Here is a 20,716-nt window from a genome sequence, read left to right on the forward strand (position 1 = left end):
TGGGTGCGCCGAGCCGTCCGCCGCCTCCGATAGGTCGAGGCTCACGATCCCGTCATTGCCAGCCAGGGCATCAGCCACTGCCCTGTCGAGCACTCCGCAGGCGTTCCACGCGTCGTAGCTGCCCCGTGGCGTGGCCTCGTCGCCCTTACCCAAGCGGCCCGCCTCATCCCCCGAGCACCCCGTCACCAGCCTGAACAAGACTTCCTCGAACGGGTCTCGGGTCCAGGATCCTCTGCCGATGGCAGCCCAATAGGGTGAAACACCTCCCCGCGCACCGGAACCAACGGCTCCACCGCCGCCCATACCCCATACACTGCCCGCGGGCCCGAAGCAAGCATGATCGCAACACTTCCACCATGTTCTCGTTATTCGGGTGACACCCGACATCAAAGCTGGACCAACACAAAGACAGGTGGACGGTCACCCATTTGCGCGGGTCCTAACGGGCCCGTGATGCGGCAGGTCGTCTAGGACCGCCTACGGAGAAAGCACAGCGAGGGTCCGCATCCTATGCGGGCACCCTCGCTATCTCCCCAGCTTGGCCTCTGTCCTGTCTTGGGCACCGGGTGGTTCTGCCGATCTGAGAGCCTCTAAGGCCACCATGGACGAGACGCCGAGGATCAACGGACCGGCAAACAGAACCACTAGGAGCCCGAACCCGACCCTGACCTGATCCGGTTCGATTGCTCCTGTGAACCTGTCCAACAGAATCATTCCGTATATGGCGATACCGGTGATGCCGAGACCGCAGACCGGAGCTACCACTACCGCCCATTTCATTCCCAGGCGCTTGAACACCACTGTGCCCGCAATTGCCAGAGCACCAAGCAAGAATGCGATCAAGCCCTCGGCAAGATTCATGCCGCTCACGCTGTAGACGGACACGATGATCCTGCCCGGATAGGACTCAGATGGGCCGCTCAGCGTGAATCGCACCCAAGGGAACATGACGCTAGCCAGAACTGCCGCAGCAGCCCATAACACCGCGCCGTGCATCAACCTGCTGGTGCTTCCCTCCCTGCTCACGGTGCCATACTAGTGCTCCTTGACCGAAACGCCGCAAGGATTATGCAGCCCTCCCGCATCTTCCTCGGCCTGAACCAGAATCCAGAAAGAAGACATCCTCACGCTGGCCTGCGCACTTCTGCATGTCCCTGCGGAACCACGTTCTTGAACGTCTAGTTGGATGGGGCCGGCGGCGTACTCGCCACCCTATCCGAAGGCTCGCTCCATTCGTGCGAGGTACAGGCCGACAAGGCAGTCGTCTGCTGGGGAGAGAATAACGACGGACGGTCGGATGCGCCCTAGCGGCGGGTTTCGATGGGAGCCAGTACCAACTCCTGCGGGTCACATGGGTCACCGGACGGTCTCTTTTACGATCCGAACAGCCACGTCTCGGGACTTCAAATCGAACGTTATTACCTTTCGGTAGATGGTCTGCCATAGCCAGCTCCCCTACGAAGGAAGTCTCCAAGAAGGGGGTGACGATGACGTGCCCGGCGTTATGGCCGTATCCCCCGACTGCTTGCTGGCTGGTCAGCTACTTCTCGATACCCTCCCGGCGGCGGTCAACCCGGAACGGGCCGGCCTGATCGCCGCACAGGTCGACCAATAGCGCAGGACGGTCCACGGACACGCCGACCGCGGCCAGGGCCGCGGTGGTGCTGGTTCCCTGGCCCCCTTTGAGCGCCCACATGCCGGCCAATATGGCTGGTCTCCCTTCCGAAGACGGTCTAACAACGAGCGACGTCGGCCCAGCCATTAGCGGGCGGGCCATCAGAATCCCCCCATGCTGGCCATCGCCGGGGCCTCGGCCTCGCGCCGGGGCCTCGGCCTCGCGCCGGGCGTGGGGCTGGTCCAGCTCGGCTTGCGGGCCGGCCATCGTCTCCACGGCCATCTTCGACGCCTCCGCGCACGCCGCCGGCGGTACCCGCATCATCTCCAGGCGGCGGGCCATCGCCTCCTGCGGCATGCCCTCGGCAGCCATTGCCAAAGCTATCTGCGCGGCCCTGTCGGCGGCTTGTTCGTCCCACACCGCCGCCGCGGCCCGGGCGTCCCGGCTGTGGGACGCCCGCAGATCGTGGGGCAGGCGGATCAGCCGCTGGCGCGACAGGACCGGCACGGCCCGGCGGACCGCCCACAGATCGTGCCCCCTTGCGGCCAGCCGATACCTCTCCAGCCGGTATAAGGCCCGCAGAGCGCCCTTGCCGCCGTTGGGGCTGACCCCGAGCCGGATCGACGCATCGGCCAGGCTCATCTCGAACCTGTCGGGGTGCTCGTCGAGCTGGTCGGCCACCAGGCGCAGCATCAGTACCTGTGGGGCCCAGAACGCTGGTCCAGTATTTCTCCACATAGCCTGACCGCAGCGGCACCCCTGCCGCCTCGGTGATCGGGTCGCTCCACGGCTCCACCCACACCGACGGCGGCACCGGTCAAAGCCAGGGTCGTGCTCGCGGCTCACAGCGACCACCCTGGGGCCGCCCCCGTTAAGGGCCTCGCGGCCCGCGGTGTCGAAATCACGGCCACATTTTGGCCCGCCCCACCGGTCGCAACCGGTCGCAGCCGCTACGGGGGCTGGTCGCAGCGGCCGAATCCCGCTGCACGGCGAGCCGGTCGGCGGCGGCACCCCGACCCGTCGGGATCTGCGATGAGCCGCTCATGGGTGGCATCGAGGGACTCAGAGGCATCCGCAGACGGCCCTGCAGGCCCTCCGGGCGGGAGCTGGAGCAGCGCCGGCAGCCAAGGCGCCAGGGGCGAAAGGCAAGCAGAACCGGCAAGCAGGCCGATGCAATCTGAGTAGACGCAAGAAAGCCCATGCAATCCGAGCAGATGCAAGAAAGCACCAGAAACCAGAGGAGAAGCCGAAGCCCGAACCAACCCATGACGACAACTCCGAACCAGGCCAGCACCAACCCATCATGAGGACAGAGCACTAGCAGCGAACAGAGGGCGATTACCGTCCACACGTTTGCACTGAAGTGCGGCGCCGCTTCGGGCTGCGCCCGAAGCGGCGCTGTGCTCGCCCCCCTCCACGGCAGTTCGGCAAGCGCCTGGGGCGTTGTTTTCGCGGGTTGGCAGCGGCGGCAGGGGGTCTTGTCGCCGAAGGGGTTTGCCAGCGAAGCGGGTGCGTTTGGCGGGGCCGGTTGGGTGTGGGGGTGATGTGTGTGGGGTGTCGGCCCGTGGCTGCGCGCCAGCAGCCGGTGTTGTCTCGGCGCGTGAGCGCTGATGTTCGGCGCACTCCTCGTCGATCCGGGGTTGGCGGTTTCGGTTTCATCTGAGTGGGTGCAGGGGTTTTGGCTGTGGCTCGGCCCGCTGGCGGGACGCCCGGGGCCGCAGCGTTGGCGGGACCGGTCGGAACCTTTATCCGCGCCGAGGAGGTTTGCGACCGGTTGCGACCGGTCGTGTCGGGGACGCTGGGCGGCCATCGACGGGCAGAAGAGGGTGGCCGCCGGGATGTTGTCCATCGGGAAAGTCGGAGTCGCACACGCCGCCTACTACCTGTCGCGTTCTGCTGGGGGGGTCGTGTCGGCCGGCTCGGGCGGGCAGGCCGACTACTACGCCGACTCGGGCGAGCGGCCCGGCGTGTGGGCTGCGGCGGGGGCGATGGGCGTGGTCGCCGGCGAGGGGGTCGCCGCTCAGCAGCTCAAGGCGATGCTGGCGGGCCGCGATCCCGATACCGGCGAGCAGCTGGGCCGCAAGATCAACCCTGGGGGCACGTTCACCGACGCTTTGGGCATCGAGCGGACCCGCAAACCGGTTGGGGCCTACGACCTGACTTTCAGCCTTCCCAAGAGCCTGTCTGCGGCATGGGCGCTGGCCGATGAGCCGGCGCGCCGCGAGATCGAGGCTGCGTGGTCCTTGTCGGTGCAGTCGGTGATCTCCTATGTGCAGGCCAACGCAGTGTCGTCGCGGTCGGGCGCGGGAGGCAGGAATGTCGAGGAAGTCCCCGGCGGGGCGGCTGTGGCCCGCTTCGACCACTTCACGTCGCGGGCCGGCGACCCGCAGCTGCACTCGCATCTGCTGGTAACGAACAGGGTGCTTTGCGGCGACGGTGTGTGGCGCACGCTCGACGGGCGGCGGATTTACGCGTCGGCGAAGGCCGCGAGCATGGTCGGCGGGGCGGTGCTGCGGGCCGAGGTGTCGCGGAGGCTGGGATGGTCGTGGGACCGCATCGACGGCCGGCTCCACGCCGATGTCGCCGGAAGCCCCGAAGAGTTGATCGAGGCGTGGTCGTCTCGGCGTCGAGATGTGGCCAAAGAAGCGGGGCAGAGGGTGCGCGACTTCGAGTCCCGCACGGGACGGGAGCCCACCGCCGAACAGCGCCTCGAGATCTGGAACCGCGCGGCGGTCGCGTCGCGCCGGTCCAAAAAGCTGCTGCCGCTAGAAGGCGACCCGCATGTGCGGTGGCGGGCCGAGGCCGCCGAGCTGGGCATCGACGCCGGGCATGCGGTGGCGGGCTATGAGGCCGCCTCGCGCGTCGAGCGCGATGTCTATGACCGGCCCGAGTTTGTGATCGACGGCCCCCAGCTCGCGCTGGAGGGCGACATGTTGGACTTGCTGGTGGCCGTGGCCGAGGACTCGGCGACGAGCCTGTCGGATGTCGATTTGGACGCGGTGGTGTACGCGGCCATCAACGCCGGTCCCGGCTGCGCTGGGATCGGCCGCGGCGGCGGCGAGGTTGTCGCGGCGACTGCCAGAGCGCTGCGCGACCGGGTGGAACAGCGCCTGGTGCGACACCAGGGCCGGTGGTGGTCGCCGGGCCTCGTCGCCGCCGAGCAGGCCGCCGCGGCGTGGCTCGGGTCGCCGGTCCCGGTGGATGCCGCCGCCGTGGAGCAAATCGAGTTGTCGGGGCTGGGAGAAGACCAGGCCGAAGCCGCCACGGGGCTGATCGGCGCCGACAAGGCGGGCAGCGTTCTGATCGGCCCGGCCGGGTCGGGCAAGACGACTGCTTTGGCCGCCATCGCCGACGCGGTCGGCCACGACCGGATCATCGCGGCTGCGCCGACCGCGGTCGCAGCAGGCACTTTGGGGGCCGCGCTGGGCACTGCGTCGAGCACCGTGGCGCTCATCAACGCTTCGGGCGAACCGATCCCCGAAGGGGGTTGGGTGATCGTGGACGAGGCCGGCCAGCTCTCGACGCGGGACCTGGCCGCCTTGTGCGGCAAGGCCGCGGCCGCGGGGGCGCGGGTGGTGCTGGTGGGCGACCCGGTCCAGCAGGGCTCGGTGTCGGCAGGCGGCATGTTCGACGCCCTCTCCGCGTCCGGTGTGTTGCCGGTGATGACCCTCAACCAGCTGTGGCGGTTCGACGACCCCGCCGAGGCCCGGGCCACCGCCGAAATCCACCGCGGCCTCAACGAAGGGCTCGACTACCACCGCCAGCGCGACAGGATCACCAGCGGCTCCCACGCCGACGCGGCGACAGCCGCGGCCGACTGGTGGGAGCGCCGCTGCGACCGCGCCACGATCATCAGCGTCCCCACCCTGGAGCTGGCCCGACACATCAACGCCGAGATCGCCTGCCGCCGGGCCGACGCCGCAGAAACCGCAGAGGCGGTCAGCGGCACGGGCGATGGGGCTATCCGGATCGGCGATGTCGTGTCCACCCGGCGCAACGACCGGCACCGCCGAGCCAGCGACGGCATGCCGGTGCGCAACGGCGACCGGTGGGTCGTCACCGCCGCCACCGCCAGCGGCGATCTGGTGCTGGAGCACCTGGAGCGAGGCGCAGAGGCGACCATCACCGCCGCCTATGCCGCCAAACACCTCGATTTGGGCTACGCGATCACCCAGACCCGCGCGCAGAGCACCACAGTCGACGCGTCTTTGACCCTCATCGCAGGCTCGACAGGGCGCGACCAGCTCTACGTCGGCCTGTCGAGGGGACGCGCGGAGAACTGGCTCCACATCATCAGCGACCAGCCCGCCGCCGATCCCGAGACCGCCCCCGAGCACGCCGAGCCCGAACAGATCATCGACGCCGTGTTCGCCCGCCGCCACGGATGGGCCACCGCCACCGACATCACCAACCCGGCCATGAGCGCCGACGAGGCCAAAGCCCACCTCGCCGGGATCGCCGCTGCTCCGGGACGGGCCCTGCCAGCCGCCGACGGGCTCGACACAGCCGCGCTGATCGCCCGCCGAGACCTGGCCGGCCAGCGCGCCGGGGCCGACGGCATCGACCACCACATCGCAGACGAGATCGACGACTGGCTCGCCGGACTCCACGAGCCCGACGGCGAAAGCTCCGCACTGCACGACCAGGAGATGATGGAGGCACAAGACCGCCTCCTCGCGCACATCGACCGCCTCGACCCCGCCGCCCCGCCCGAATCCGAGACCGCTGGCCCCGCTCTGGGCGGGCGCCGGCCCACGCTGGGGGCGGTCCGCTCAGCCCGCGGCCTTCTGGACAACGACTTCCGCCTCATCTGCCGCCAAGCCCTCGACCAGATCAAACACAGCAACCAACAAGCCGGGGCCTTCGACAACCCGTGGCTCATCGAGCTGTGGGCCCTCTACCAAAGGGCCGACGCCCACAGCCGCGACCGGCTCGCCCCAGTCGTCGCCGCCATCTGCGACCCCCCAGCCCGCCGGCGCATCGAGGCGCTCACCGGATGCGAGCCCCCCACCGGGCAGGCCGCGGTGTGGGCAGCCGACGTGCGCGCCGCGGTCGCCGCCCGCCGCAAAGCCCGGCACAAAAGCGCTCTCGACGACCTCGCCGACCAGCGCACCGCCCGCACCGCCCGAGCCTGCGGCACCGACCTCGCCCACCTCGCCGAAGCCGACGCCGCCAGCTGGCAGGCCGCCGTCGACGACTGGGCCGAAAGCGGCTGCGCCGCCGCCCACCTCGCCACCGCATGGGAACAAGCCGCCATCGACACCGCCCAAGACCTGTTCAACGCCGACAACAAACCCGGCCCGGCACCTGGCGCCGACCTCCGACCGGCGTGCGAAGCGCCACAACCCAGCGGCGACAGCGACGCGGGCCGCGCCGACCCGGCCCCGCCGACATCAGTGCCGGCCGTCGCCGCCCTGGCCGCCCGCCGACCCGACCCGACCCCGACGCCGCTCCCGGCCCCCGCGGGCGACGCTGGCGGCCCCGACGCCGCCGCGGTGCGAGAAGCCGCCGAGTGGTACCACCAACAGCTCGTCAACAGCCCCGACGCAGCTGAAGCCCGCTCCTACCTCATCGGCCGGGGCATCGGCGAAGACCTCTGGGCCCAATGGCAGCTCGGCTGGGCCCCGGACCAATGGCAGGCCCTCACCGGCCACCTCGCCCGCACCGGCATCGGCGCGCAAGCCGGGATCGCATCAGGCGTTCTGGGCCGCACACGCGGCCGAACCTGGGACTTCCTGCGAGGCCGGGTGGTGTTCCCCATCCGCGACGCCCACGGCACCCCCATCGCGCTCGCCGGGAGAACCCTCACAGACGAAGGCCCCAAATACCTCAACACCCCCAACACCCGCCTCTACAACAAGTCCGAAGCCCTCTACGGCATCGACTCAGCCGCCCACACCATCGCCGCGACCGGCGAAGCCGTCGTCGTCGAGGGCTACACCGACGTCATCGCCGCCCACAAAGCCGGCATCGCCAACACCGTCGCCGCCTGCGGCACCGCCGTAGGCCCCGCCCACCTCCACACCCTCCACACCCAATGCGGCCAGCCCGGACTGCTCGCCATCGCCCTCGACGGCGACGCCGCCGGCACAAAAGCCGCCCACACCATCGCCGAGCTCGCCGACCGGCGCGGCGTCCACACCCGCACCGTGCAACTGCCCGACGGCAAAGACCCCGCCGACCTCGAACCCGACGAGCTGCGCCGAGCCGTCAAACAAACCCTGCCCCACCCCTGGCCGGCCATCAACCATATCGCCCAACTCGACCGCACCCGCTCCTACCGCGAACTCGCCAAAGCCGCCCGCACCGCCGTGCGACAAACCGCCGGCGACCCTCTAGCAGCCGTGCTCGCCGCCCACCACATCGCCATCGCCGCCGACCTCGACCTCCAACAACTCATCGACAACGCCCTCCCAACGCCCGCCCACACCGCAGAACCCGCCGAAGCCGCGGGCCCCGCCCACACCGCAGAACCCGCCGTAGCCGCGCCGACGAATCGATCAATCGACATCGGCCTGTGAACAACAGGCCAGAAAGGAAAACCCATGCCCCCAACAACCCGCACCCGCCTCCAGCCGTTCCTCACCCCCACCGGCGCTGTGGCCACCATTGAGACGCTCCGCACCGGCGACACCGTTTTGGTGTGGGCCGACGCCAACCCCGAAGCGCCCAAGCGCGCATGGGGCGCGGTGGCCCCCTCGAACTCGAGATGGCCGGCGCCGGCACACCGGGACGACTTCAAAGTGGAAGAGGCCGTCATCTGCCGCCTCGACCAGCAGTGGCACACCACGTCGGCCCGGCGGGGAATCACCCTGGGCACAGTGGTGTCGTCTCGGCCCCACCACGGCGACGGCGCACCCGCATGGCCTGACGGCACCGTGGATGTCGCCATGTGCCGAGCCGACATCGCAGACGGCCTCACGCTGGCCTGCATCGACATCGATCACGGCGCGCCGTTCAACCTCGACACCGACGAGTGGAACCTCACCGACGAACAGCTCAAGCACTTCAACGACGCCGCCCGCCTCACAGGCCGCCACCTCGCGACGGTCCCGTGGCCGCCGGCGGTCGACGCCCTGGGCGACCAATACCTGCCCGAGAAGCTGCGCCTGTGGCGTGACAAGGGAGTGCCGCTCCACATCCGCGCCCTGCGGCGCCTGGCCAAAGAACACGGCACCGTCCCCCACCCCGACAACACCGCCGTCCACGACCTTCTGCACCTGCTGCGGCCCGGCGACCAGCTCGACTGCTACACCCGCACCAGCATCGCCACCGGCCTGCCCGCCCACGCCTCTGGCATCGGCGCAGACAGCTCCTACCCCGCCTACGTCGCCGAGGTCGACTCGGCTTGGTGGTACAGCGCCTTCAACCGCGGCGCACCCGCCGGCACCCATCTCGCCACCACCGACAACGCCACCGTGCTCACCGCCATGACCGACGACGACTACCAAGCCTGCATCGCCCTCGCCCAAAACGACAACACCCTCCAGTGCCCCGGGCTCGGCAATGCCGCCGCCACCCTCGCCGCCCTCGAATACCAATACGACGACATCTGCTGCCTCAACGCCGACGCCAACGACCAATTCACACCCATGCCCCTCACCGATGACGACCACTGCGCCAACCGCCAGCCCCGCGCCGCCGCAAACAGCGGCATCGGCCTCTGACCTCAAATAAGTCGAGCGGTACTTGCGATGGAGAGCCGTATCCGGCCGACCGCGGGGCCCAAGAGCCCCGCGGGCCATGTGGTCCAGATCACCAGATCGTCACCCTCTCCTCGGTGAGGTCGATGGCGGTTTGGAACCACGAGACGTCGCTGTCGAGTTGCACGACGGCTGTGTCGCCCTGGTCGCTGGTGTAGGCGACGTTGAGCTGCCACTCCCAGATGCCCTTGCGGGGGACTTCCCAGCGGCACGCCGCCCGCCGGGCCTCCTCGGTCGGCTCGCGGCCGCCCAGCGGGCGCCACACCGGCAGGTCGTCGTCGTCGCACCACGCTGGCGCCACCCGGCGGGCGGGGGCGAACGCCGCGGCCCAATCGGCCTGCTCGCCGGCCGTCCAGCGGTCCCAGGTGGCCAGCGCGGTGGCCAGGGCTTGGGCCGCGCCGACGCCTGAGCGGGCGGCGAGCGCCCGCATCTCCGCGTCGCCGCCGCGGGCCGGGATCAGCTCGCGCATCTCGACGCGCACGCCGGTGGCCTCCCAGTAGCACTCGTGGCCGTCGCGCTGGTCGTTCACGTCGAGGGTGCCCCGGTTGAGCCTCGTGCCGTTCAGCGCCAGCCACATCCATGCCGGGTGGTGGGTGCCGCCCTGCACGTCCGACGCGGCGAGGGCGAAGGTGCCGCCGCCCGCGATCTCGGGGGTGGGCGGGCTGTGGCCCGCGCCGAGATAGGACTCCCACCGCACCCTGCCCGCCAGCGCCGCCAGCCGGCCCGCGCCCCAGTTCGAGTCGCACACCGGCATATCGGGGTCGTCGGGGTCGGGGGTCACCGGGGTCGGGGGGATGGAGGTCGGCACGCAGCCCGGCACCGGGACCGTGGTGTTCTGGCCCGCCGTGTTGTGGGTGGTGTAGGAGCGCGTCACGGTGTCGGGCAGCCCGGCCACGCAGCCCGGCACCGGCGGGTGGTCGGCCTCGCACCGGGAGCCGTGGGTGTGCTCGCCGGGGTCGGGCACGCAGTTGGTGTTCGTCGTGACGCAGCCCACGACGCTGACGGAGGTGTTCTGGCCCGACGAGTTGTGGGTTGTGTACCGGGCGCTTTGGGTGTCGGGCAGCCCGGCCACGCAGCCCGGCACCGGCGGGTGGTCGCGCTCGCACCGGGAGCCGTGTTTGTGCTCGCCGGGCCGGGGCGCGCATCTCGTGGTGTCGCATCCTGGGACCTCGACCGCGGTGTTCTGCCCGTCTGGGTTGTGGGTGGTGTAGGAGCGGGTCTGGGTGTCGGGCAGCCCGGCCACGCAGCCCGGAGGCGGCGGGTGGTCGCCCTCGCAGACAGAGCCGTGTTTGTGCTCGCCGGGCTGGGGTTCGCAGTCGGTGTCCGACTGGTCGCAGCCGGGCACCTCCACGGTGGTGTTGTCGCCTCCCGCGTCGTGGGCGGCGAACGATTGGGTCTGGTCGTCGGGCAGCCCGGGCGCGCAGTCGGGCACCGGCGGGTGGTCGGCCTCGCACACCTCGGGGCCGTGGTTGTGCTCGCCGGTCTGGGGCTGGCAGTCGCGCTGCACGCGCACCCAGAGCCGCTCCCAGGTTTCGGAGTCGGCGTGGGTGTGCCAGATCTGGCGGCGGGTGAGGGTTCCGGGGCGGGGGGTGTGGCCGCAGTTGCTGGGCTCGCCCTGGCCGACCCCGCAGCTGCTGATGCCCCACGACGCGATCACCCATTGGCCCGCGACGAGCTCCTCGTTGCGCCACAGGTTGTGGTGCTCCAGGGTGGCCGTCGGGGAGCGGGCCTCGTAGCAGACCACGTAGTCGTTGTTGTCGAACATCGCCCACGTGCACTCTGGGCTGTGGAATGCGGGGGTGTCTATCGGGTTCGACTGCGTGCCCGCGCCGGTCGGCGGGAACGGCGGGGGCGACGCGTCGTCTGGTCTCTGCGGTCGGACTTGGGCCTGGCACGACCCCGCCGCCCAGTGGGCGGTGCCGGTCGGCGCCTGGTGGGAGTGGGTGCAGCCCGACCCCTCCCGGTCGTAGGGGTAGTAGGTGTGGGTGTGGCTCACGAGCTCCAAGGAGTGGGTGTGGGGGATCTGGCCGGGATACGCGCAGGTTTCCTGGATGCCGTTGCCGTTGCCGTCGTGGGGGAACGTCTGGTGCGGCTCGCCGTGGACGATTGCCGGATGCCCCGAGCAGTCCGTCACCGCGACCTCCGTCGGCGGCTCCGGCGTCGGCCTCGGCGTGGGCTCCGGCGTCGGCCTCGGGGTGGGCTCCGGCGTCGGCCTCGGGGTGGGCTCCGGCGTCGGCCTCGGGGTGGGCTCCGGGGTGGGGCGGGGCGGGCAGCCCCCCGGGAAGGCCTCGGACCCGTCCCAGCAGTGGTCGTGGGCGATGGGGTTGCCGTCGTCGTCCTCGCACTGGTGGGCGGTCGTCAACAAAGCGAACGCGACGAACGCCAGCGCCAGTCGCCATCGCCAGCACCGCCGGAGCCCCCGCCGCCCGCGCTTTGGCATCTAGCAGGGCCTCCAGTCGTAGCGGGCCGTCTGGCCGTTTTCTCCGACGGCGAGCCAGTAGACCTCGCGCAGGTTCTTCGCGGCGTACCTCTGAGAGTCGCACGGGTCGGCGGGGTCGCGGTCGGGCAGGGGGCCTCCCGGCTGGCCGTAGGGGTTCGAGGCTGGCCTGGCGCACCAGTGCTGGACCTGTTCTGTGTCGTGGCCGGCATCGGCCAGCCTTGCCACCAGCTCGTCGCAGCGGGCCTCGAATGGGCGCAGCGGGTCGGGGTCGGTGCCCTCGGGTGCTGTCGGGCAGTCCCACATGGTGTGGGAGCGGTTGACCCCCGAGATGGTGCGGACGTTGCGGGCCAGCAGGCTCTCCAGCACGCACGCCCGGTCCCTGCCGTCGAGCACGACGGGCCCCCACGCCTCGGACAGGTAGATGGAGCAGTCCCTGGCGCCCGCCTCGTGCGATGCCGCCGACTCGGGAACCCAGCCGCGGCCCACCATCTCCGACGCGTGCTCCTGGCGCTCGCGCATGCACTGGGTCATCCAGTCCAGCTCGGCTTGGCCCTCCCCGGCGGGCGGCCACGGGCTGGCCGTCTCGGCCTGCGACCACACCCGCTCGGCCACCGGCCGGCCGTGGCCGTCCCAGTGCCAGCCGGTGCCGCCGCCGCCCCAGGCCTCCGCGGTCGGCTCAGGGGTGGGCAGCACCGGGGTCTCGGTCTGGTCCTCGGGGCAGTCCCAGCCGCCCGAGTCCAGCTCGGCGCAGCCCTCGTCTGGCTGGCCGATCCTCGACGGGACCGGCACTTCGGCCTCCACCGGCTCGAGCTCGGGCTGCGAGACGACGACCACCGGCCCGGTTTCGTGGGTGTGCTCGGCGTCGCCGCCATAGACGCAGGCGTCGTCGGCCCCGTCGCCGTCGGTGTCGGCGGGCTCGGTGTCGTGGGGTTGGCCGTGGACCTCGACCGGCTCGCACGCCAGCGGGTCGTCGGCGACCACCACCGGCTGCTGCGGGGGCGATGCCGGGGTCGGCGTCGCTGCGACAGCAGATGTCGGGACCGGCTCAACTCGGGCCGGGGGGATGGAGCCCGCGCCGGTCCCGCCATCCGCCTGTTCCGCCGCCTCGCCGGGCAGGGCCGGCTCGCCGGCGGGCGACAGGGTCGCCTCAGGCGGTCCGGGCTCGCCGACGCCTCCCGCGATCGGCTCGGCGGCGTCCTTTGCGCCGCATCCCGCCCAAGCGATTGCGACCGCCGCGGCGATAGCGAGTGTCCGAATGCGAATCCTCATAGGGTCCTCCAAGAGTATGTTGCAAGCGAGCGAAGGAAAAATCGTCAACGCATCGCGGCTTCCGTTGTCGTGCGGGGTCCTCTGCCCCCGCCGCTGGCGGCTACAGCTCGAAGCCTTTGAACACTGTGGGAGAGCTGCTCGCACCAGCCTACCCGCGGTCTGAGACAAGACGGCCACAGCATTGGAAGTTGCCGTATTATCAGGGATATTGTGTCACACGCTCAGGGGAGCGTCTTTCCCACCCGCCCCGACGGCCAAACGGGACAGCGGCGCAGCACGGCAAGAAAGCGAGCTGGCCGCATCGTCGTTCAGTCGAGTGCGCCCCCTCAGTGTTTGCAAGCGAGCGGAAAATATGGGCGACTCAAGTTATCTGAGGCCGGAGCCCAAGACAGCCGACGCGGGCCGCCTCGCCGCGACTGTCCCGATGCGGTGTCACAACAGGAGGGCACCGGGCCCAACAGCGAGAGCTGGGCTGTCTAGCCGAAGTTGAGAGTCGCCATGATGTTGTCGGCTACGTTGCATCGGGGAGAGTTCGGCGATTCTGCGTCGTGGGCCTCTCGCCTGCTGGTGCTTGAGCAGAAGCCGGCTGCTGCGGGCTCAAGCACGGCCGACGGCGCGGGTCCATTTCTGGTTGATGCACCACCTGAACCACTGGTCGAGGACTGCTCGGGCGTTGCCGGTGTCCTCGACTCCCGTGTCGCTGAAGAACGCGGCCACGGTGCCGGGCCGATCATTGTTGGGCTTGAGCCTCTTTCGGATGCAGAAGTCGACCCACTCCTCGACCGTCTTGCTCGCCTCGCCCCCGGTGTCGCGGAAGTCCGACGCGCGAAGGCGCCACCGCAGCTCTTCGAGCGTCTCCCCGGCGGCGTTCTTCCAGATCCTCCACCCCGACCTCGGTGCCTGGGCCGCGTAGGTAGCGGCCTCTGTCGGCGACCCCTCGACGTGGCCGTCAATGTCGAACGACCCATCTCCCCGGACAACCGCGGAGTGCTCCTCGCCCTCGGACCGCATCGTCAGCGTTTCCCCCGCCCGGAGCATCCCGGCGTCCAGCAGCGGGAGCACCGCGGCAATTCCCTTGTTCGTCGCGGCGCGTGTCCTCTCCGTCTGCTTGAGCACCCGACCCGAGTCCACCAGCCTTCCCACTTCCCCCTCCGAGCGGCCGACCAGCTTCGTCACAAGCTGGTCCACCTGCTTCGGGGTCAGCCGCACGCTCACCGTTATGCCCCCGCTGTCGAATTCCAGCGATGTGCCGTCAGGCTCCTGCTTTACGGTGACTCCGCTCACCACCACCTCCGTTCAACTTGGAGAGCATTCCTCCTCAGACCCGCGCAGCTACTGCGTTGCTGCCATGCATCCAGTCTACAGAGGAACACCCGGACTCCCCCGAAACCGCTGCACTAGCACGATACCGACAACACACCGCACATGCCGCCTTTCGGCATTCCGCTCGCCCCTGTCTGCGGGGCCGCTTACGGTCATCTCGGGCCGCAGCGGCGCAACCGGCCCCCTCCGCGCCCCAGGCCTGGACAAGGCGGCCCCGCCACAGCCCCCGGCCTACTCGCTGCCAACCTCCTGGCAGCCAACCCCCGACGCCTCCCCCTCCGGTTGGGCGAACTCCCGGCAGTCACCCTCGGAGTCGGTTCTCTGGCCGGTCGACGCCGACTGCTGCGAGATCAGCTGCTCCAGCAAATCGTCAGCTTGGGAATGCGACAGCTCCACGCTCATCGAGAACCCTTGACTCGCCAAAATGAGCGAAATCCCATCGGCCCTGTACTCAACGTCAATGCGGCTCACCAGCGCCACCTCCAATTCACTGGGCACCTGCTTCTGCACACAATCTGCGCACAAACGCCCGAAATGCTAGCTAGTTTCCGCTCGCTTGCAACAGCGTCCTCATAATCGCCCCGGCATTCACCCACAAATGCGGCAATAATCCCTTATATCTCGATATTGCGACGACGCATGTCACCCATTGGCCTGGCCAACGCCCATGACTGCTGCGAATGCCGATAACATTCGCTCGCTTGCAAAGCACGAATGTCCCGCCAAATGCGAACCCGGAAGCACTGTCGCCATGAATTGCCCCCTGAAGAGTTCGGCCTCGCAGAAGAGGCCTCGCGCGTCCTGGCGGGAACCCGCCGAGCGCCGCCCGAACCACCCCAAGACTCCACCACGGGCAGCTCGCCCCGCGCCCGCCACAGACACACCGCCCGCCACCACGCCCCGCGACCTCCCTCCCAGACGGCGCGAAGGCGCGGACGCCCGGCGGGGGGTGCGCGCCGTCGACCAGGGCGGCCTCAGTCCAAACAGATTCCCGCTGAGCGGGTTCGCTCGAGAGGCGGGTGCTCCACGATGTCGTACAGCGCGGGCCGTGCCATCGCCTGGGCCCACACGTCGTCGCCGTGGGACCAGTGCCACCACTCCTTGTCGTAGGGCACGAATCCCGCGGTCGACATGGCGTAGGCGAACCCGCGGCGCAACAGCCGCACACGGGCATCAGCGCTAGGGGCCTCGAATGCGTGGACGGCGGCCTCGGCGTCGAACGAGTCGTAGTCGGTGCCCAGCGCCAGGGGCTGATCGAGCCACGACAAGGTGAGATCAACGGTTCCGCCGGTGGTGTGCGGCGGGCGGCACCCGTCGTCTGACACCGGGGCGACGAACCCGTCTTCGGCGGCACCGTCGCCGTAGAAGCACACCAGCGCCTGCTGCTCGTCGGGAGACCGCCACGCGTCCAGCACCACCAGAGAGAACCCACTCGGCAAAAGCCGCTCGGCCAACAACAGTCGCTTGGCCACATCAGAGCGCACCAGCATCCGGCGCGCCCCCAAGATGCCCAAGTGCTCATAGGCGTCCAACACGTCGATGCCGCGCACCTCCACCAGTGGCTGCGACGAACCCACACAGCGCTGTCGCACAGACGGCAGCCCGAAGGCGGCGGGCATCGGCGGCAGGTGCCGGCACCACCCCAGCCTCTGCTCGGGCACCACCTCCGGCGACATCAACAGCTTTCCCCCTGCCGCGGGCGGCGTTGCAGGCTTCTTGTCATGGACTACAGCATTCTTCGTCATGCGCCAATCCTGTGAAACCCCACCGGTCGCAACCGGTCGCAACTGCCCCGACCGGAGCCGCCAGCGGTCGCAAGGGGCTGCGACCGCCGGCGAAGGCTGCTCGTGGGGGGTCTTCGAGTCTTGTGGGGAATCGTGGGGTCGGACTCGTCGGGGGCCGCTACTCGGTTGATTTGGGGTGGCCGATGTAGACGGCGGTCACCCACACTGTTTTGGTGTCGTCGTCGGGGCAGTACCAGATGCGACCGCCGGCGGTGACCTCGTGCTGCCATTGCTCCAGCACCTTGCCCTCCAGTTGCTTGGCGCCGAACTCTTTTCTGAGCCTGGCCTGGCGGCTGCTGTGGCGGCGGGGGTCGCGGGTGATGTCGTTCCACGCCCGCCGGGTGTTGGCCGAAGCGGTGTTGCACAGCTCGTCCCACTCGCGGGCGGCCTGGTTGCTGGCGAAGCGGATGTCCCATCCGCCCTTCTCCGGGGGCGGGGCCACCCGGTCTTTGCGCTTTGCCATCCGCGCTCAGGCGGCGGGAATGGGAACGGGCTCTCCCGACACCGCGGCAATGGGCTCGCTCAGGCGGCGGCGCAACTCGGGATCGGCCTGGGCCTCGGCGGTCGCCTTCCAGTCCCACAGCGCATAGGCCAACTGCGCTCGGCACTCAGCGCCGGTGTGGGCGGCGAGCGCTTCGCCCACCTCGTTGAGCATGGCGTCAATGTCGTCCTCGTCGAGGTGGGCCAGCCAGCGCAGCCCGTCCATCGACTCGATGAACTCCTCGGTCTGGGAGCGGAACGCCGCAGCTCCTTTTCGGGCGTGCTTTGTGCCCATTGCCAGCCTCCATGCGCGGTTCGCGGTGCAAACACCCTACCCGCACCAACCAACAATGTCAGACCGCACCACACCGGCCTCAAACCGGCCCCGCTTCGACCAGGTGCGCAACGACACCGACTGCCTGACCGCCCCCTGAAACCCGAGTCGGGCCCGCTGGCAGGCGGCGTAGCCTGACGCTGTGACTGCCCCCGATCACCTGTCGCCTTCTGTGGGAGACGCCCGCAGGGCCGCCGAGCGCATCAGCAGGGTCTTGGACCCAGCGGAGGTGCTCGTGTTCGGCTCGGTGGCGCGCGGCTGTGCGACGGCTGGCTCAGACGTGGACTTGGTGGTGATGTTCGACGATCTCGGCGACTACACGCAGCGCCGCGAGCTCGCCCACCAGGCCCGCACTGCCGCGGAGCAAGCAGACGGGTTCGCGTGCGATGCGCGGGTGACCGACCGAGCCGAGTGGCGCGTCCGTACCACACAGTGCCGCTCCAGCTTCGAGGCCCATATCGCCTCCTGTGCCATCACCCTCATGTCCCGGCCACCCAAGTCGCCCATCGACTGGGACAAGAAGATCGGCAAGCCCGCAACCGACGAGCAGCAAGCGGTCGCGATCCTCGCGAAGACCACTCACTCGCTCAACACAATCCTGGCCTACCTGCGCCCGCCTCCCTCTGAGGCCGACGCCCTCGCCGAAGACGACACCGACCGCGCGCACCAAATGCAACACAGCCGGCTGCTCAGCGTCTGCGAGCACGCCCAGATCGCCATGGAAACCTCGCTGCAAGCCCTCATCTGCGCCCGCCGAGCACCCCATCTCGAAAACACCCGCAGCATCTGCGGCCTCATCGACGCCGCCCGCCGCCATCTCGACCCCGCCCAAGCCGCCCTCATCGACGCCACCTTGGGACCGCTCGCCCCCGACCAGATTTCAATATGGCGGCACACCAGCACCTACCCCGCTACCCCGCTGCCCGGTGCCGACCCCAACGCCGCCACCCCCGAGTTCGCCGCGCAGATGGCCGCAGCAGCCGTCCAACTCGCCGCCACCGCCATCTCTCTCATCGAACAAGCCCTCGGCCACCAGCCCGCCCAAGCCCAACAGGCGCTGCGACGATGCGCCAGCATCGAACAGCAGCTACCGGCCCAGAGCCGTGAAGGTCGAGAGCATCCTCCCCGCGGTTAGCAGAAGGCTCGCCGTGGCGGATTCTTGTAGATGCCCGGCAGTCGGGCAAACGACCTGCCGCGCGCAACCGGCGGTCTAGGCGGCGGGGCGGTCGCCGGTGGCGCGGGGCCGGGTGGCGAGCCATTCATCAATCTCCGACGCGGGCCAGCGCACGGCCCGCCGGCCGACGCGGATCGGCTCGGGGAACAGGCCCTCGCGCATAAGCCGGTAGACCGAACTCGTCGAAAGGCCGCAGCGGGCCTCCACCTGCGGTCGGGTCAACAAGATGTCGTGCTGTTCTCCAATGTTGGTTTCCATGCCCGCCACTATGCGACACCCCACCGGTCGCAACCGGTCGCCAACCACCCGAACACCGGTCGCAAGCCGCCACAGCCCCTGTGTGTCGCCTGTTCGACCGGTTGTTCCGGACAGGGGCAACCCTGTCTTCGACCGAGACCGACAGGCCGCCTAGACCTGCCCGGCGGCCTGTTTCCCCGTCAATGCCATCGCAGCCTGTGGATCGTGGGGACTGGCCAGACCGGGGCTCTTGCACCGTCGATCTCGCGGGGTGGTTCGGGGTCAGCGGCTTGGGCGGCTGTTCGGCGGGCTGCTCATGTGTGGTCGGGAATGGGGGTATTCGAGGGTCCTTTCGCGATGAGGTCGGCGATGGTGTGCTCGGCGACGGGGGCGAAGCGCCAGGCGTCGACGCCGACGTTTACCTGCCGGTGCTGTTGGCGCCATTTCTCGTGGACGTGGCCGTGCAGCAGCCAGTCACCGTCGTCTTGGGGGCGCCATTGGTCGTATCTCATGTCGTGGCGGGCGTCGAGCACATAGGGGAAATGGCTGAGCTGCGCAGTGTGCCCGGCGATGGAGTGGGGCTCGGGATTGTCGATGATCTTGTCCATACCGCCGATGCGGTAGTAGTCGGCCCGCTCCCAGCGGTGGTCTCTGTGGCCCTGCCAGCACCGGTCGTGGTTTCCGGGCACGAGGATCTTTCGCCCCTTGAGGCGCGCTACGTGCCCGGCGAGGCCCTGCGCCTTCCCGCCCATCACCAGGTCCCCCAGGATCCACACCTCGTCCTCGTCGGCCACCACATCGTTCCAGCGGGCGACCATCTCCTTGTCCATGGCATCGGCATCGGCGAACGGGCGCCCGCAGTACCCGATGATGTTGGTATGCCCGAAATGCTGATCGGACGTGTACCGCCTGCCCATCGGCTCACGGTCCCATCCCAGGCAACGGGCGCGCCAGCGAATATCCCCCGCGCCGGCAAACCCTGAAGGACGAGCTATTCCTCCAGCCCCGATCGGGGGCGACGGCCCTGTCCGGTTCCGGGATCCGTTGCTCTGGCCTGCTGTGTGCTGGCGCAGCGGTGATAGCGCTGGCGTCTCGTGAATGGGTGAAAACGCTCAAAGGGGGCAAGCCCCGGATGGCATCGCCCAGCGATCCGGTTCAGGCGTGGGCCCGATTGCGGGGCGCTACAGCAGGATCGAGCGCTTTGGGCTGTTGACCATTGGCTGGGGGTCGCGGCCATCGCGATGCGGGAGTCGGAGCGTCTAGCATGAAGCTATGGGAACGCGACGCGATGCCGTCTTGGGAAAGCACCGCGAGGCCATCCGTGCTGCCGCGGCCCGGAACAAGGCCGACTCGATAGCGCTGGTCGGCTCGGTGGCGCGCGGCGACGACACTGACGACAGCGACTGTGACTTTTTGGCGCGGTTCACAGAAGGTGCCTCGCTGTTTGACCAGGCAGGGCTGAAGCTGGATCTGGAGAAGCTGTTGGGCTGCGATGTGGACGTGGTCTCTGTGGGCGGGCTCAAGGACAAGCACAGCGGCATCCTCGCCGACGCCATCTCGCTGTGAGCAGCCGCGACCGCGACCTCTTGGAGCACATCTTGCTCGCCGCGCAGCACCTCGAGATGATCGCTGGTGGCGGCCGGGACCAATTCGAGGCCAGCTGGATGGTGCGAGCAGCCGCGGAGCGCCAACTGGAGATCATCGGCGAGGCCGCCGGCAAGCTGTCCGAGGAATTCGCCCAAAAGCACCCGCATCTGCCGTTGGCCAAAGCGCGGGCGATGCGCAACTTCATCGCGCACGACTACGACGACATAGACCGGAACCTGGTGTGGGAAGCCGTCTGCGCAAGCGTCCCGGACCTGGCCGCCGCATTTTCCGACCTGGCCGACGACACCTAGCAGAGCAGGTGCCAGCCAGGCATCGAACTGTAGCGGCGACACCTCCCCAGCCAGCCACACCGTCGCCTGGTCTCCGCCCAACCGCGCCGCGATCTCCGCGTCGCTGAGCCCCCCAGCGGATAACACATGGATAGACCGCAGAGGCGCTACCAGATTCGACCCGCACAACTACCGGCACACCAATCCGCCTCAGATGTGGGACAAATTGTGGGGCACAACAGCAGAATCTAGAGTCCTAAGCTCATGACCAGGGGAAACGACAAGCCTTCGAATCCTGCCGGGGGCGCTTTTTCTGCGACACACCGCTAGGTGGCCGAGATGATCATTGCGTTCGCCACCGCAAGCTGGGGCTTCGAAGAGAGCGGGTGACGAGAATCGAACTCGCGTCATCAGCTTGGAAGGCTGGGGTTCTACCACTGAACTACACCCGCAGGGTTGGCCACCCATGATATCTGCCCG

General features: G+C 69.2%; 16 protein-coding genes and 1 tRNA gene. 5 read left to right on the forward strand and 12 right to left on the reverse strand.

Translation table 11 applies throughout. From position 1 onward, the window contains the following. Positions 1 to 525: 525 nt before the first annotated feature. Both ACOOGG_RS02405 and ACOOGG_RS02410 read right to left on the reverse strand, forming a co-directional pair. Entirely contained in the window at positions 526 to 1,026 is a 501-nt protein-coding gene (locus ACOOGG_RS02405; protein ID WP_420431913.1) for a hypothetical protein, read from the reverse strand. Between the two features lie 514 nt (positions 1,027 to 1,540). Next, positions 1,541 to 2,296 (reverse strand): hypothetical protein, encoded by a 756-nt coding sequence (locus ACOOGG_RS02410; protein WP_420431915.1) that lies wholly within the window; start codon positions 2,294 to 2,296, stop codon positions 1,541 to 1,543. 1,157 nt (positions 2,297 to 3,453) lie between these two features. Between ACOOGG_RS02410 and mobF the strand changes: the two genes are divergently transcribed. Continuing rightward, entirely contained in the window at positions 3,454 to 8,136 is a 4,683-nt protein-coding gene (gene mobF / locus ACOOGG_RS02415) for a MobF family relaxase (RefSeq protein ID WP_420431917.1), read from the forward strand. 24 nt (positions 8,137 to 8,160) lie between these two features. Beyond that, positions 8,161 to 9,282 (forward strand): hypothetical protein, encoded by a 1,122-nt coding sequence (locus ACOOGG_RS02420; protein WP_420431919.1) that lies wholly within the window; start codon positions 8,161 to 8,163, stop codon positions 9,280 to 9,282. A gap of 88 nt (positions 9,283 to 9,370) precedes the next feature. Here the strand turns inward: ACOOGG_RS02420 and ACOOGG_RS02425 are convergent, their stop codons facing one another. From ACOOGG_RS02425 to ACOOGG_RS02455, 7 genes are all read right to left on the reverse strand, one after another. After that, the gene (locus ACOOGG_RS02425) at positions 9,371 to 11,758 is read right to left on the reverse strand and encodes a hypothetical protein (protein WP_420431921.1); all 2,388 of its coding nucleotides are present in this window, start codon (positions 11,756 to 11,758) and stop codon (positions 9,371 to 9,373) included. Beyond that, complete coding sequence (locus ACOOGG_RS02430) at positions 11,759 to 13,027, reverse strand: hypothetical protein (protein ID WP_420431923.1); 1,269 nt, start codon at positions 13,025 to 13,027, stop codon at positions 11,759 to 11,761. It lies immediately after the preceding gene. Between the two features lie 597 nt (positions 13,028 to 13,624). Beyond that, positions 13,625 to 14,311, reverse strand: a complete 687-nt coding sequence (locus ACOOGG_RS02435; protein ID WP_420431925.1) for a hypothetical protein — start codon at positions 14,309 to 14,311, stop codon at positions 13,625 to 13,627. 270 nt (positions 14,312 to 14,581) lie between these two features. Beyond that, positions 14,582 to 14,821, reverse strand: coding sequence for a hypothetical protein (locus ACOOGG_RS02440; RefSeq protein WP_420431927.1), 240 nt, complete (start codon positions 14,819 to 14,821; stop codon positions 14,582 to 14,584). Positions 14,822 to 15,324: 503 nt separating this feature from the next. Further along, the gene (locus ACOOGG_RS02445; RefSeq protein ID WP_420431929.1) at positions 15,325 to 16,095 is read right to left on the reverse strand and encodes a M15 family metallopeptidase; all 771 of its coding nucleotides are present in this window, start codon (positions 16,093 to 16,095) and stop codon (positions 15,325 to 15,327) included. A 157-nt stretch (positions 16,096 to 16,252) separates the two neighbouring features. After that, positions 16,253 to 16,597, reverse strand: coding sequence for a type II toxin-antitoxin system RelE family toxin (locus ACOOGG_RS02450; RefSeq protein ID WP_419925436.1), 345 nt, complete (start codon positions 16,595 to 16,597; stop codon positions 16,253 to 16,255). Positions 16,598 to 16,603: 6 nt separating this feature from the next. Next, positions 16,604 to 16,909, reverse strand: coding sequence for a hypothetical protein (locus ACOOGG_RS02455; protein ID WP_419923997.1), 306 nt, complete (start codon positions 16,907 to 16,909; stop codon positions 16,604 to 16,606). Positions 16,910 to 17,090: 181 nt separating this feature from the next. Between ACOOGG_RS02455 and ACOOGG_RS02460 the strand changes: the two genes are divergently transcribed. Next, positions 17,091 to 18,083: a nucleotidyltransferase domain-containing protein gene (locus ACOOGG_RS02460; RefSeq protein ID WP_420431931.1), complete on the forward strand. Its 993-nt coding sequence runs from the start codon at positions 17,091 to 17,093 to the stop codon at positions 18,081 to 18,083. A gap of 75 nt (positions 18,084 to 18,158) precedes the next feature. On the opposite strand, the gene ACOOGG_RS02465 is transcribed toward ACOOGG_RS02460, so the two are convergent. Together ACOOGG_RS02465 and ACOOGG_RS02470 are read right to left on the reverse strand one after the other, a co-directional pair. Then, complete coding sequence (locus tag ACOOGG_RS02465) at positions 18,159 to 18,380, reverse strand: helix-turn-helix transcriptional regulator (protein ID WP_420431933.1); 222 nt, start codon at positions 18,378 to 18,380, stop codon at positions 18,159 to 18,161. 293 nt (positions 18,381 to 18,673) lie between these two features. Beyond that, entirely contained in the window at positions 18,674 to 19,276 is a 603-nt protein-coding gene (locus ACOOGG_RS02470; protein WP_420431935.1) for a metallophosphoesterase, read from the reverse strand. A 355-nt stretch (positions 19,277 to 19,631) separates the two neighbouring features. On the opposite strand from ACOOGG_RS02470, the gene ACOOGG_RS02475 reads away from it, so the two are divergent. Further along, positions 19,632 to 19,925 carry a nucleotidyltransferase domain-containing protein gene (locus ACOOGG_RS02475; protein ID WP_420431937.1) on the forward strand — a complete coding sequence of 98 codons (294 nt, stop codon included), beginning with the start codon at positions 19,632 to 19,634 and terminating at the stop codon, positions 19,923 to 19,925. Beyond that, the gene (locus tag ACOOGG_RS02480) at positions 19,922 to 20,257 is read left to right on the forward strand and encodes a DUF86 domain-containing protein (protein WP_420431939.1); all 336 of its coding nucleotides are present in this window, start codon (positions 19,922 to 19,924) and stop codon (positions 20,255 to 20,257) included. The genes ACOOGG_RS02475 and ACOOGG_RS02480 overlap by 4 nt, the downstream gene beginning before the upstream one ends. A 360-nt stretch (positions 20,258 to 20,617) precedes the next feature. Here the strand turns inward: ACOOGG_RS02480 and ACOOGG_RS02485 are convergent. After that, positions 20,618 to 20,688: transfer RNA gene (locus ACOOGG_RS02485), tRNA-Gly, on the reverse strand. Between the last annotated feature and the right edge of the window lie 28 nt (positions 20,689 to 20,716).

This window comes from Candidatus Poriferisocius sp. (assembly GCF_965214065.1).
GTDB lineage: Bacteria > Actinomycetota > Acidimicrobiia > Acidimicrobiales > Bin134 > Poriferisocius.

What these genes read in the sequence shown, in the direction of transcription:
- ACOOGG_RS02450 (WP_419925436.1), bottom strand. Translation starts at nt 16,597, where the DNA reads ATGGCAAAGCGCAAAGACCGGGTGGCCCCGCCCCCGGAGAAGGGCGGA.
- ACOOGG_RS02445 (WP_420431929.1), bottom strand. Translation starts at nt 16,095, where the DNA reads ATGACGAAGAATGCTGTAGTCCATGACAAGAAGCCTGCAACGCCGCCC.
- ACOOGG_RS02470 (WP_420431935.1), bottom strand. Translation starts at nt 19,276, where the DNA reads ATGGGCAGGCGGTACACGTCCGATCAGCATTTCGGGCATACCAACATC.
- ACOOGG_RS02475 (WP_420431937.1), top strand. Translation starts at nt 19,632, where the DNA reads ATGGGAACGCGACGCGATGCCGTCTTGGGAAAGCACCGCGAGGCCATC.
- ACOOGG_RS02425 (WP_420431921.1), bottom strand. Translation starts at nt 11,758, where the DNA reads ATGCCAAAGCGCGGGCGGCGGGGGCTCCGGCGGTGCTGGCGATGGCGA.
- mobF (WP_420431917.1), top strand. Translation starts at nt 3,454, where the DNA reads ATGTTGTCCATCGGGAAAGTCGGAGTCGCACACGCCGCCTACTACCTG.
- ACOOGG_RS02455 (WP_419923997.1), bottom strand. Translation starts at nt 16,909, where the DNA reads ATGGGCACAAAGCACGCCCGAAAAGGAGCTGCGGCGTTCCGCTCCCAG.
- ACOOGG_RS02465 (WP_420431933.1), bottom strand. Translation starts at nt 18,380, where the DNA reads ATGGAAACCAACATTGGAGAACAGCACGACATCTTGTTGACCCGACCG.
- ACOOGG_RS02430 (WP_420431923.1), bottom strand. Translation starts at nt 13,027, where the DNA reads ATGAGGATTCGCATTCGGACACTCGCTATCGCCGCGGCGGTCGCAATC.
- ACOOGG_RS02420 (WP_420431919.1), top strand. Translation starts at nt 8,161, where the DNA reads ATGCCCCCAACAACCCGCACCCGCCTCCAGCCGTTCCTCACCCCCACC.